At 69.4% G+C, this 12,913-nt stretch carries 9 protein-coding genes and 1 pseudogene; all 10 read right to left on the bottom strand.

Translation table 11 applies throughout. The features are described 5' to 3' along the window. Positions 1-66: 66 nt before the first annotated feature. The 10 genes and pseudogenes from ABZ656_RS04780 to ABZ656_RS04735 all read right to left on the bottom strand — a co-directional run bounded on the left by ABZ656_RS04780 (position 67) and on the right by ABZ656_RS04735 (position 12,903). Complete coding sequence (locus ABZ656_RS04780; protein WP_360264554.1) at positions 67-1,476, bottom strand: DUF6177 family protein; 1,410 nt, start codon at positions 1,474-1,476, stop codon at positions 67-69. Further along, positions 1,473-5,468, bottom strand: a complete 3,996-nt coding sequence (gene eccCa / locus ABZ656_RS04775) for a type VII secretion protein EccCa (protein ID WP_360264551.1) — start codon at positions 5,466-5,468, stop codon at positions 1,473-1,475. The genes ABZ656_RS04780 and eccCa overlap by 4 nt, the downstream gene beginning before the upstream one ends. Before the next feature lie 43 nt (positions 5,469-5,511). After that, positions 5,512-6,683 (bottom strand): annotated as a pseudogene (locus ABZ656_RS04770) (hypothetical protein). 10 nt (positions 6,684-6,693) lie between these two features. Beyond that, positions 6,694-8,025 (bottom strand): type VII secretion integral membrane protein EccD, encoded by a 1,332-nt coding sequence (gene eccD, locus ABZ656_RS04765; protein ID WP_360264548.1) that lies wholly within the window; start codon positions 8,023-8,025, stop codon positions 6,694-6,696. Positions 8,026-8,094: 69 nt separating this feature from the next. Further along, positions 8,095-8,373 (bottom strand): hypothetical protein, encoded by a 279-nt coding sequence (locus tag ABZ656_RS04760; RefSeq protein ID WP_266641340.1) that lies wholly within the window; start codon positions 8,371-8,373, stop codon positions 8,095-8,097. A 45-nt stretch (positions 8,374-8,418) separates the two neighbouring features. Beyond that, positions 8,419-9,297, bottom strand: coding sequence for an immunity 49 family protein (locus tag ABZ656_RS04755; RefSeq protein WP_360264545.1), 879 nt, complete (start codon positions 9,295-9,297; stop codon positions 8,419-8,421). 3 nt (positions 9,298-9,300) lie between these two features. Further along, positions 9,301-11,796 carry a hypothetical protein gene (locus tag ABZ656_RS04750; protein ID WP_360264542.1) on the bottom strand — a complete coding sequence of 832 codons (2,496 nt, stop codon included), beginning with the start codon at positions 11,794-11,796 and terminating at the stop codon, positions 9,301-9,303. Further along, positions 11,793-12,188 carry a DUF6507 family protein gene (locus tag ABZ656_RS04745; RefSeq protein WP_360264539.1) on the bottom strand — a complete coding sequence of 132 codons (396 nt, stop codon included), beginning with the start codon at positions 12,186-12,188 and terminating at the stop codon, positions 11,793-11,795. The genes ABZ656_RS04750 and ABZ656_RS04745 overlap by 4 nt, the downstream gene beginning before the upstream one ends. 47 nt (positions 12,189-12,235) lie before the next feature. Beyond that, positions 12,236-12,547 (bottom strand): pore-forming ESAT-6 family protein, encoded by a 312-nt coding sequence (locus ABZ656_RS04740; RefSeq protein ID WP_060900774.1) that lies wholly within the window; start codon positions 12,545-12,547, stop codon positions 12,236-12,238. Between the two features lie 23 nt (positions 12,548-12,570). After that, the gene (locus tag ABZ656_RS04735) at positions 12,571-12,903 is read right to left on the bottom strand and encodes a hypothetical protein (protein ID WP_054236766.1); all 333 of its coding nucleotides are present in this window, start codon (positions 12,901-12,903) and stop codon (positions 12,571-12,573) included. Positions 12,904-12,913: the final 10 nt, after the last annotated feature.

The following is a 12,913-nucleotide window of genomic DNA, read 5'->3' as shown; positions in this document are numbered from 1 at the left end:
GTGTATTGGCGTGGTACCCGTCTGTCGTGTGGTGGCCGCCGCGTGCCGAATCGTCCAGGTCGGGGTTCACGAGACCTGTGCAAGGTGCTGGGTGAGTTGTTCGAGCATGTTCCAGGCGCGGGGGTCGGTGCCGTCGCCGAGGGCGTAGTGCACGGCAGGTCGCGCCGTGGGGCCGAGTCGGGTGGGGACGAGGTCGAGGGGCGGGCGGAGGGCCCTGTCGAGGTCGATGTCCCTGACTGATTCGGATCCCAGCGTGTACGAGACCGGGATGGGCGGGGTCTCGAAGCGCGCGGGGACGGTCAGGTCGCGGCGGGCGCTGCGAAGTGAGGTGAGCATGCTCGTGAGGCCGTGCTCCGCGGCGAGGGTTTCAGCGAGGGGCTCGATGGCGTGCAGGGGCGGGGTTTCGTCCTTGCCATGGCCGAGGGCGAGGGTGATGTCCTGCTCGACGCCGGCGGGAGTGCGCGTGACGCGGACGGTGGCGATGGTCGGCCGGTCGGGGTGGCCGACGGCGATCAGCCAGGTCGGCCGGGGGGCGCGGCGACGGGCGAGATCGGTCAACTGGCGGGTGGACCACAGGAGGTTGACGGGCTCGGCGGTGCTCCATCCGGCGGGTGCGGTGCCGGCGAGGGTGTGCCAGGCGGCTTCCAGGGCTCGGCCGAGGACCAGGTCTTCGTCGGCGGGGTGCAGGGTGCGCAGGGAGATGATGAGCTGGCGTTCGCCGGCGTCGGAGCCGGCCTTGAAGGCTTCGGCGACGGAGGCCGTGCCGTTCTCGTCGAGGGCGGGGGTGAAGGTGCCGCCCTTCCAGTGGAGCACGGCGCCGGAGAGGCCGTCGTAGAAGCCGAGGTCCGGGTCTTGGACGACCCAGCGGTTGGGATGGCCGAGCAGGGCGGTGCGGGTGGGCAGGGTCAGGCGGGTGGTGGGAGGGGTGACGATCTGCAGGGCGCGGTCGTCGGTGGTCGCGCCGCGCAGGGCGTCGGAGAGCCAGCTGGTCATGGTGACGAGGGGGCGGTCCTGGATGACCACGGCCGCCTTGGCGGTGAGTACGTCCACCGCCGGCGCCGACGTGGCGGGGACGGGCACCGCGGAGATGTCCGTGGTGAGCGGGACGACGTCGGTGGAGGACGCTTCCGGGGGCCACACCGTGCCGCCCAGGACGGTGGCGAGGCGTCCGGCGAAGGAGCCCGCGAGCCGGCCCCCTTCCGCGACGGCGGTGGAGGCTCGGGCCTCGGTCCACCACACCGGGCTGTCCGGGGTACCGGGACTGATGCCGAGGAGGCGGGTGGTCTCCCCGGGGACCTGGACCAGGATGGGCGCCTCGACCGAGACGAGAGGGCGGCCGTCGGGGGCGCAGAGCTGTATGACGGCGCCGTCGGCCAGGGTGTTCACGCCGAGGTCGGGGCCGCCGGCGTAGAGGCCCGCGAGGAGTGTGCGCAGGTCCGGCATCTTCGGGGTGAGGGCGATGACGTCCTTGGTCACGGCTGTCCGGCCTCTTCGTCCGCCTCGTGTGCGAGCGCGGTCTGTATGAGTTGGTGGTGGCGGCCGCGGCGGACAAGAGTGCCGCGGCCGGGCGGTTGCGCGGAGGCGTACAGGCCGGGGAAGAGCTGGCCCTCGGTGCGGTCGCCGGTCATGAGGAGGGCGGTGGCGCCGGTCTCGCGCAGGGCGGTCAGCAGGGGTTCGTACAGGGCGCGGGATGATCCGGCGGTGCGGCGGGCGATGACGAAGTGGAGACCGATGTCCTGGGCGGAGGAGATGTACGGCAGGAACGGAGCCAGGGGCTGCTGGCCGGCGCTGGTGAGGATGTCGTAGTCGTCGACGAGGATCACGATGCGCGGCCCCGTGAACGCGGGCTCCGCACAGACCGCGTCCGGGTCCGCGGTCTCCGGCAGGCGTTTCTCCAATTCGGTGGCGATGCCGGTGGCCAGCGCTGCGGCCAGCTTCGCGTTGTGGGCGTAACCACCGCGGTACGGCTCCGGAACGACACCCCGCAGGCCGCGGCGCGGGTCGAAGAGGCCGAACACCAGCTCCTCGTCTCCGTGCCGGTCGACGAGTTGACGGGCTATCAGTTTCAGCAGGTTGGTCTTGCCGCACTCGTTGTCGCCGAGGATCAGCAGGTGCTGATCGCTTCCGAAGAGGTCCAGCAGCGCGGGGGCGAGCGTGTCCTGGTCCACGCCCATGGGGATTGTCCTGGGTTCGGCGGCCGATGAGGGGAGTTTTGCCGCGGGGAGCCGTGTGGGGAGCACCCGTACCGGGGCGGCGACGTCGCCGTGCCAGCCGGCACGGATCGTGCGGGCGGACCGTTCGAGGACGGACGCCAGGTCGTCCGCGATGGGGCGGTTGTCGATGCGGGGCAGCGCGACCTGCGCGAACAGCTTCCCGTCCGTCAGGACACGGCCCGGGGTGTCGGGGGAGAGCGTCTCGGACAGCTTGCGGTCGATGGAGGAGTCGGCCGGGTCGTTGAGGCGCAGTTCGACGCGGGTGCCGAACATCGACTGGGTGGCGATGCGGACGTCGTTCCAGCGCAGCATTCCGGCGACGACGTGGATGCCGTATCCGCCGCCGCGCTTGAGCAGGTCGGCCACGGCGTCGTCGAGTTCGGCGAACTCGTCGCGCAGTGCGCCGAATCCGTCGACGAGCAGCACGATGTCGGTCGAGCCGAGCTGGGGCAGCCTTCCTTGGGCGCGCAGGTGACGCAGTTGGTCGATGGAGTCGATGCCGTACGCGCGGAAGAGTTCCTCGCGTTGGCCGAGCATGGTGCGGACCTCGGCGACCGTGCGGGCTGCCCGCTCGTGGTCCGCCCTCCCCGAGATGCCGCCGACATGCGGCAGTCCGGCCAGCGCGGACAGGCCGCCGCCGACCAGGTCGAGACCATAGACGGCGACGTCGTACGGCGTGTGGGTGAGCGCCAGGGAGAGGGCCAGGGTGCGCAGCAGGGTGGTCTTGCCGGACTGCGGGCCGCCGATGACGGCCGTGTGGCCGCCGGCGACGGTCAGGTCCAGCAGCCACGGCTGCTGCCACTGCTTGGCCGGATCGTCCAGGATGCCCAGCGGAACGCGCATCGCGCCGTCGCGGTGCGCGAGCCTGAGGCCCTCCGTGCCGGCTTCGAGGGGACCGGCCGCGGTGTCGAGGGTGATGGCGTCAGGCAACGGCGGCAGCCAGATCCGGCGTACCGGCGGGGCCGCGGTCGCGAGTTGGCCGACCATCACCGACATCACCGTCGGCCCGGTCTCGCGCTTGGTGGCGGCGTACTCCTCCGCGGCACCCTCATGGGGTGCGCCGAGCGTGTTGTACGTCGGATACGGCGAGGCAAGCGGTTCGTCGTCCAGCTTGTCGCGCAGGACGGGCCCGAGGTGGGCACCGGAGACGTACCCGGCCTTGAAGCGTTCGTAGGTGGAGGTGTCGACCTTCAGATAGCCGAAGCCCGGCAGCGGCGGCAGGTGGAAGGCGTCCGTGGTGTCCAGCACGGTGCGCGACTCGTCGGCGGAGAAGGTCCGCAGGCCCAGGCGGTACGACAGGTACGTGTCCAGGCCCTTGAGCTTGCCGCCTTCGATGCGCTGGCTCGACAGGAGCAGGTGAACGCCGATGGAGCGGCCGATGCGGCCGATGGACAGAAACAGGTCGATGAAGTCCGGCTTCGCGGTGAGGAGTTCGCCGAACTCGTCGATGACGACGAACAGGTGCGGCAGTGGCTCGAGGTCCGGGCGCTGGGTGGCGCGCAGGGCGGCGTAGTGGCCGATGTCGGCGATGTTGCCCGCATCCTTGAGCACCTGCTGGCGGCGCTTGACCTCACCGGCGAGACTGCTGTGGACGCGCTCGACAAGGCCGGCTTGATTCTCCAGGTTCGTGATCACCCCGGCAACGTGGGGGAGGTCGGTGAACGGGGCGAAGGTGGCGCCGCCCTTGTAATCGACCAGGACGAGGGCCAGGTCCTCGGGCGAGTGGGTGGCGGCGAGCGCGAGGACGAGGGTACGCAGCAGTTCGCTCTTGCCGGAGCCGGTCGCGCCCACGCACAGCCCGTGCGGGCCCATGCCGAGTTCGGAGGACTCCTTCAGGTCCAGCAGCACTGGCTCGTGACGGTCCGTCAAGCCGATGGGTACGCGCAGGAATGCTCGCTCGTTGCGCGGCGCCCACAGTCTTTTGATGTCGAGTGCCGCAGGGTCGTCGATGTCCAGCAGGCCGGGGAAGTCCACCGGCCCGGAGACTGGGGTTCCCTCGGCCGTGGACTCCGCCGACAACCTGATGGGGGCCAGCATGCGGGCCAGTCCCTCCGCGCCCGCGACGCTCACGGCATCCGATGAGCCCTGTGCCACCGTCGACGTCTCGCGCAGGTCCTCCACGGCGATCCGGTCGCCTTCGACGGTGATGCGGACCGTCACCTGATCCGGCTCGTGCACCTGCTGCTCCAGCAGGTGCAGCACGGTCACGCCCATGTCCGGCAGATCAACCGCCGTGTCCGGGCGGGGCAGTTCGACGGCCGTCTCGCCGTACTCGTCGCTGACGACCAGCAGCCGACCGGCCATCCGTAGCGCGCCTCGGTCCGACAGTCCGCGCCGCACCTCCGCCGCGTACGACGCCCGCTCCCGCAGATCGTGACGGCACAGCGTGGCCAGCTGGGCGAGGCTCGGAGCGATCCGGCGGGCGGCGACCGGACCGTCGTGCTCGGACGGATCCAGTACGTGGGGCAGCCACTTGGCCCACTCCCACTCGGCCAGCTTCTCAGCGGGTATGCCGAGCGCGACGGCCACGTCGTCCGGCGCGTGCGTGACCGCGGTCTGGATCAGCAGCGCGTGTGCGACCCGCAGCACACCCCGGCGGTCCCCGACGACGCTGACGTTGCCCGCCCGGTCCAAAGGCACGGTGAGCGGGAAGTCCGTCGCCGTGGCGAACCGGTTCTGCAGGGCGCGGGCCTCGTTGAGCATGAACGGGTCCGGCGGAGTCATGACCCCGCCCGCGCCGTTCTGCCCGACCGCCAGGTCCTGCACTGGTACGTCCCCCGTGCCGACCCGTACCCGCAGGAAGTCGGCGTCCTGGCGGCGCCGCTCCCACAACCGTGCCGGATCGCGTACGAGGTCGTACAGGGCCTCCGGGGGCGGATTGAGCAACTGCGACTGTCGGCGCCGCTCCCGCTCACCGGTGCCTAGCTCGTCGCGCAGCTCCTCCAGGTATTCGAGATACCGCTCGCGCTGGGTACGCCGGGTGCGCTGTGCCTTCCCCTGTTGGGACAGGAACAGTGCCACCGCGCCGAGCAGCGCGAAGACCAGGACGATCGCGCCGAGCGCGGCGAACTGGCTGTTGCGGATGACGGTCATCATCACGACCGAGCTGATGACGCCGGCCATCGGCAGCAGTGCGGTCGCCGCGTTGCCGATCTTCCCCTCGGGCAGGTTCGGCGGCGGCTCGATGGTGCGCGGCTGGGCGAGGGGGAGAGGGCGGGTGGAGCGCGCGGGTCGGTGGACGAGGTGCTGGGTCACGGACGGGCCTTTTCTTGAACGGGTCCTGAAGCCTGGCTCGTGCTCATCGCACCCTCACTGCACGGTGCATCGCCTCCGCCGCGAGGCGGACGGCGGCGTCCCGGGTGGCCTGGCCCAGCATGGCGGTGTGGATGGGGCCTCCCTGGGCCAGATGTCGGTCGTAGGGGAGAGTGGTACGACGGCTACGCCCGTCTCTCGCAGGTGCGCGGTGGCAGTCTTCTCGTCGAGCGTGGTGTCGGGGGAGCTCGCGGACAGCGCCACGACGGTGCCGGCCAGGGCGGAGTGCGGCAGCTGGGCCAGCCAGTCCAGGACCTGCCGGGTGCCGTTGACGCCCTCCGCGGTCATCGGGGCGACCACCACCCGGGCATGCGCGGTGTCCATCGCCGTACGGGCCACTTCGCCGGGCAGGGTCTCGCAGTCCACCACCGTCACCGCGAAGTAGCGCCGCAGCGCCAGTGTGACCGTGCGGTAGGTGCGGACGTCCATCGGGGCGCCGACGCGTCCCTGGCTCGCGGGCAGCAGCCAGCCACCGTCGGTCACGGGAACCAAGTAGCCGGTGACGTCGGTGAGTTGCATCGCGGGGGTGAGGATCTGCGCGAGGTCTGCGCATGACCAGCGCACCGATTCGGCGCCCATCCGTACGGGGAGGGTGCCGAGTGCGGCATCGGCCTCCAGGGTGAGGACAGGGTCGTGTCGGTAGTGGTTGAAGGTGCGGCCCAGCAGGGCGGAGACGGTCGACTTGCCCACTCCGCCCCGGATGGACGTGACCGCGATGACCCGGCCGGTGGTGACCGGCTGCTGCAGCTCCCGAGCGAGGCGTGTCTCTTCGGCGACGTCCTGGGTGGCTGACGTGGCGAGTTTGCGGAGCGTGCGTCCGGTGCGGCGGGTCACGGAATCGCCGTGTTGGGGGCGACCCAGCGCGTGTGCCAGGCGGGGGTCGACGGTCGGCACGGACTCCGGGGTGTGCAGGGGAAGCCGGGGATCACGGGGTGACCGGACAGCGGGTTCCGGCTTCGGCGCCGGGGCGACGTGCTGAGGGAATCCCTCAGAGGCGGTGGGACCCGTATCGGTGGGCGGCTCCGGGGCTGGGCGCATCGGTTGAGGCCGCTCGGTGGGCTCGGTGGGCTCGGTGGTGGGCTTGGCCGCTTCGTCCGCTGTACCGTGCTGCCCCAACTGCCGCAGCACGTCCTGCTGCCAGTCCCCTCCCTGAGCCATGGAGTTGTCCCTACGCGAAGGTGTCGAGCAGACGCCCGTACACACCGAACGCCCCGATGACGAGGGGGAGCAGGGCGATTACTCCCACCGATTCGAGCACGTCGCCGAAGCGCCGCAGCCGGATCCGCACATGCTCGGCGGGCTGCACCGCCAGCACCAACAGCGGCAGCACGGCCAGCGTGACGAGCAGGGCCAACGACCCCACCGCACCGGAGTGCTCCTGCCACACTCCGACAAGCCGGACGGCGACCACGGCACCTGCCCCGAACAGCGCCACGACCTCGATGACGAGCGGGAAGGCACGTGCCCGCAGTGCCAGAACGACCGTGACCACCACGGCGAGCAGGACGGTCCATGCGGAAGGTGCCCGCAGTGCGAGAAGCCCCGCCGCCATGGCCGAGGCGGCCAGGATGATGGTGGCGAGCGCCAGGCCACGATGAGTGGCGGTCAGGGCGGTGCTCACCTGATACCGGCTGACGGACGCGCCGCTGGACCGCCGGTCGTCCAGCCCGGACAGGCCGGACGCCATGAGCGCGAGCCGCGGCAGCACGCCGAGGGCGACCACCGAGACGACGCTCAGCACCGCCCCTACGCGGGCCTGTTCCACTGACGTATCCGCGCCCGATTGGACAGCGACCGCCACCTGCCAGCAGAGGACACAGCCAACGACTGCGGCAGCGCCGACGAGGCCGCCGCGGCCCAGTGCCGTGAACCAGCCCAGCAGGAGCAGCGTCACAACGAGTGCGACCGCGACGCCGGCCAGCCGCCCCGCGCCGGACCAGGCATGGGCATCCGCCAGGGTCCATGCCCCCAGCGCCCCGAGAGTTCCCCCGGTGACGAGGAGCGTGGTGGCCAGGCCACGTTGCCCGGCCCGCCCGAAGAGAGCCCCCGCGAGCGCGGACACCGCGGCAACGGTCACCAGCACGCTGCCTACGGCCGACAGCGCGAACTCGCTGCGGGCCAGGATGCCGGCTGTGAAGGCCCAGCCGACCGTCGCGACTCCGGCGACGATGCGCCGGGATGCGGGGCTCCACCGCCATGTCCGAACGTTCAGATCGTCAGCGACCTCATCGGTGACGTCGTGCACCACGGGTGCCGCGGGGGCGTCCTCCAGCCGTACGAGCCGCAGGACGGCGCCGTCCGGAATCCCGGCCGATTCCAGCGTGCTGTCGTGCGCGAGCGCCGAACCCTCCGCGGTGACGAGATGCCGCGACTCGGGCCGGGCCGATGCCCGATCGTCCAGCAGTCGCATCACTTCGGGCAAGAGCAGCCCGACTGGTTCCTGGGAGGGCAGGACGAGATCAACCCGCCTCCGTTCGCCGATCAGAGTGACCCGGCTCAAAGCAGTCCGGTTCGGCGTCGTACGGCTCAGGGACCCCGCAGATATCACGCGTTCGAACCTATCATCGAGTCATCGGGTGGAAGACGCCGAAGGCGCCGCGGAAGGCGAGGAAGAGGGCGCGGAGGGACCGTACGGGCTTTTCCCGATGACCCGGTGCGAAACGAACGACCAGCCCACGCATCCGGCGCACAACACCGCCGCGACCACGATCCCGGCGAACACCTTGCCCAGCCGCTCGTCGACCGACCGCCGCTGCCGCTGCGTCCCGAACAGGACGGCATCCCTCAGCCGCCGGCGCCGAACCGACACCGACTCCAGCAATTGGCTGTCGTAGTCCTGGGCTGCCACAGGTATTCGTTGTCCGTTTCAGTTCTCAGGGTTACGTACAGGTTCTCAGGTGGCGTACTCGCCGACCCAGTTGCGCTGCAGAAGTGCCTTCGGCAGGTACTCGGATTCGACCTCGATGGGGAAGTCGTTGTCATAGGCCATGCAGGCCAGTGCAAGGGGGCCGAGGGCAACGAGGCCGTCGCTGCTCACGGATCGTGCCTCGTCGCCTGTCCAGTACTGCTTGTGCCAGGTGAGCGCTTCAACCAGCGCCTCGTTGAATTCCATCGAGTCCCGCTTCACGAATCGATAGAAGAGGTTGATCGGTGGATAGAGGATCTTCAGCAGCGTCTCCTTGTCGGCGACCTGTGCCACCTCCGGGTCGGTGCCATGGAATGCGGATTCCAGCTTCTCTCCCACGTCCTGCCGACCGAAGAAGAGGCTCTGGAGGGTTTCCACCCAGGAGTAGATGTACTCGTCGAAGACCGCGCCGGACTCGCGGAGGAACGCTACGGGCACCTGTGCCAGCCGTTCGAGGCGGGCATTGTCGCGGCAGACCACCGCCAGGTAGAACGAGGTGAGCCAGGCTCCGGCGTGCGTGTAGGACGTCGGGCCGGTCGCGGGCAGGTTCTTCACCGCACCGTGGCTCCCGATGCGGCACACCACAGGACCCTCCGCCGCCGTGGCCGAGTCGAACAGGGCGGAGCCGACCTGCATGGCGGTGACCCATGCTTCCCATGTTTCGAACTTCGATGCGTAGGGATCGACCGCACAGTGCGTCTGGGCCAGCGCCAGACTGGTGCTCAGGGCTTGGCCACGTCCGATGTCGTCCGGCTCGTCAAGCTCCCCGAGGATCCAGTTCGCGGTCTCGTTGAGTACCGACAGGCCCTCTGCCGCGTTGTCCGTGGGGTAGTCATGGCGGGGAACGCTCGTGACCACTTGCACCATCCTCTAGTTGATCTTGAAGTGTTCCAGTGCTGCACCAGCGTACGAACCAGTGTTCTCGTTGGCCTTCACCAGGACGTACTGCAGCTTCTTGGTCTTCATCGCCTTGAGAAGTTCGAGTGCGATTCGACCGTCCTTCGGAGAGCGCCCCGCGCGACGTTGCATCTCGGCGATGATCGTCTGGACGTACTCTTTGGTGCCCTGCTTGACCATCATGCCTTGAGCTGGGCCGGCACCTCTACGCCAACCCAGTTCGCCCTTGGGTGCCTTTGCTTCGACAATGAGATAGTCACCGTTGCCGAGTTTGTACAGCTGGTCGAACATGTCGGCGCCGTTGGGCGTCTTCGGGAGCTCAACCCACTTGGCGTCCGGGAACTCATTCGGGACCACGTGCAGCGCAGCGGAATCCTCGCCGAGCCGCTCGGATATCTTGCTGTTGTTTGGCACGTCGCCGAGCTGCTGGTGGTAGGCATTCTGTGCGTCGTCAAGGGCCTTCTTCGTCGCGGCGGACGGAGTGTCATCGAATGCCTTTTCCGCGCTGGTGAGATTCATGGACACCTTGCGGTTCCTCGCTGCTTTATCGAGGTCCGGTCGATGCGCGGGGTCGACTGTGTCCGGCGTGAACGGTGTCCGACCTGTCTTGATTTCGGATGGCCCACTCGGCAAGTCGTGCGCGGCGACCCACTTGCTGTCAGCGTTCTTGGCCAGCTGGGGAAGCTCGACGCCGTCCACCAACTTTAGTGTGCCGTCCTTGTTGAAGAGGTTCCTACGGCGACCCAATGGGTCGTAGTGCTCCTTGAACCACGTCCGGTCTGGGTCGTTGGCCTTCCGGATGTGCTCGTCCTGGATCGCCTTCCGCTCTGCGGCGGTCAGCTCCCGCTCTCCGCCGTGGCCACCGTTCCCGGTGCCCTCGTCCGCATGGTGCGCAGGCGGGGCGGCCTCGTCGCCGGCGTGGCCCGCGCCGCCCACTGCGTCGTCGCCGGTCCGGCCGACGTCGTCCAGGCCACCGCTTCCGTGGCCACCTGACCCCGTGCCGGCATGGCCGTTGCTGATCGGCCCAGCGCCGGACCTGGGGGTCTCGGGACCGACGGGATGTGTGGCTCCAGCTCTGCCGGATGCTTCCCCCGCGTGAGCCGTGGCTCCGGGGGTGCGTGAGGAAGCGCCGACTCCGACGGGCTCCCGCTGCTGCGTCGGTGTTCCCTCCGGCGTGGACCGCGCATCCGCGGCCGCTTCCTGGCGCGGCGTGTCCCCGATGACGTTGCCGTGCTTGTCGACGGGGATGAACTTGCCGTCCTCGATGACGACTTTGGAGCCGTCGCCGAGTTCGATGACGCTGTGGATGCGCTGGGAATCGGCCGAGGTGCCGATGCCGGTGCGGATCCCGGCGGTGAGGTCGGAGAGCTTGGGCAGTGTGCTGATGGCTTTACCGGTCGCTTTGAGGCCGACGGCGACCGGGTCGATGTACTCGCCGACTTTGGCGGCGATCCCGGCGCCCTTGGCAACTGCGCCGACTTCCCCGCCCTTGGCTGCTACGGCCAGGGGGCCGGCGCCGAGGGTGAGGCCGTTGAAGACGACCGTTGCCGCGGCGCGGGCGGGGTTCTCGCTCCACATGTCCCAGGCGACCATGGACTTGGCGAAGTCCTTGGCGGCCTTCTTCTGCCGGACCTCGGTGGCGCTCTCCTTGTCCGGGCCGATCGCCCAGTCCATGAGCGCGTCGTACGGCTTGGCGGTGTACTGGCCGATACCGCTGACGACGTCCCCGAGATGACCCCAGGCGTCACCGGCCGCGTCCGAGCCGTTCCAGCCGACCAGGGTGCCCAGTCCCTTGATGCCGCCCCAGATGTTGTCGATGACGAGGCCGTCCCAGAAGAAGCTCTTGGCCCAGTAGCCGACCTCCCACGCATGGTGGGACTCGCTCTCCGGGGCGCCCCAAGGCGTGTCCTTGGCGTGCTTGAGGACGTCGAGGTCGTAGCCGTACATCACCGTCTTCTTGTTGACGGTGTGGTGGCCGTCGTCGACCACGAACTCCGGCCCGCCGACGAGGGATGAGATCTTGGTGGCGGCCCGGCGCTCGGCCTCCCGGAAGGCGCTCTCGGCGGCGGCGACGCCGTCCATGAGCTCCTGGTGACGGTGGATCTTGTCCCCGTCGTATGTCCAGTTGTCGTCGCCCTCGACGCTGTCGACGAACGCGAAGGCGTCGGTCTTGAGCTGGGCGAGCTTCTTGGCGAGCGGACGGGCCTCGATGGAGTACGTGTCCAGCGCGTCCGCGACCGTCTCCAGCTGGGCGGCGAAGGCGTCCGCCTTGTCCATCACCGGCTGGGTGGTGGCGAACAAGTCGTCGGCCTCGGGCGCGGTGTAGAAGGCCTCCAGCATCTGGAAGCGGGAGTGGACGTCCATGCCGCCGTTGCGGATCCCGATGGCGTCGCCGCGCAGCCCGGAGGTGTCCTTGTCCAGCAGGTCGAAGTCGCCGGTGAACTGGGGTATGCCCGACGGGTCGATCACTTGACGCCGCCGTCCTTGCCCTTGCCGCCCTGGCCGGGCAGATCGATCTTCGGTGCGCCGAGCGCCTTGTGCTCGGCCTGGCCGGCCATCTCGAGATCCCCGGCCAGGTAGTACGCGGTTGCCTCCCGGGCTCCGTTCACCGACTTCGCCGCCCGCGCGCCGAGGAACAGCACGTCACCCGCGGTCTTCTCGACGAAGATGGCCAGCGCCGCGCCGATCGCACCGGTTGGCGCGGACCCGCAGTACGGTCCGCTGATCGTGCCGGCCGAGGTGGCCGCGCTCTCCACGTCCGTCCCGTACGCCTTGACGTCCTTGGCCACGTCGTCCATCGCGTCCGCGACCAGAGAGGTCACGAACTCGACGCCGGACGACGAGATGTCCCACCCCGACATGCCAAACCCCCGTGGAAACGTTCCTGCTTACTACGGTCGGCCCCCGGTCAGCCGATGTTGTCGACAGCGGCGCGAGCCTTGGCCATGGTCGACTGGGCAGTGCCGTCGTTCTGCTCCAGCGTGGTGCGGACGAGGCGAATGATGTCGCGGACCTCGTTCGCGGCGCGGTTCCAGCGGACTTCCTTGCCGTGGTACTCGTCGGCCACACCGTCGGCGGTGAAGTCGGCCATCGCGGCCTTCACCGCGCGGTCGCGGTCACCGAGGACGCGCTCCAGCTGGCCGATGATGCCCTGCAGGCTGCCCTGCACCTCGGCTGAGGCGCCGGTGTCGTACGAGCGGCGGTCCTGGTTCTGCCCCATGGTCAAGCTCCCCCTGTGCGTGTTTATCGGGCGCCGAAGCGGGCGGCGTCGAAGTTGGACTGGCCCATGTTCTGGTGGGCGTTGTCCTCCTGCTCCAGATCGCCGGAGCCGAACGCGGTGTCCATGCCGCCCTGGCCGCCCAGGATCGCGCTCAGGGATCCGTTCAACGCGTTGGTGATCTCGTCTGTATGCGCCTTGAAAGAGTCGAACGCGGCCTTGCCCGCGCCGTTGAACTTCCCCTCCAGCGGCTCCGCTGCCTGGACCAGCCACCGGATCAGCGTGCCCAGGTCCTCAGTTGAGCCGACCGTGCTCTTACCGAGATCCGCCAGGGTCGACGACCCCATGTCGAACTTCATCCACCCGCCC

It is taken from the genome of Streptomyces sp. NPDC007095, from assembly GCF_040634475.1.
GTDB lineage: Bacteria > Actinomycetota > Actinomycetes > Streptomycetales > Streptomycetaceae > Streptomyces.
Note: the sequence above shows the minus strand (reverse complement) of the source record. Positions and strands in the feature narration are given on the sequence as shown.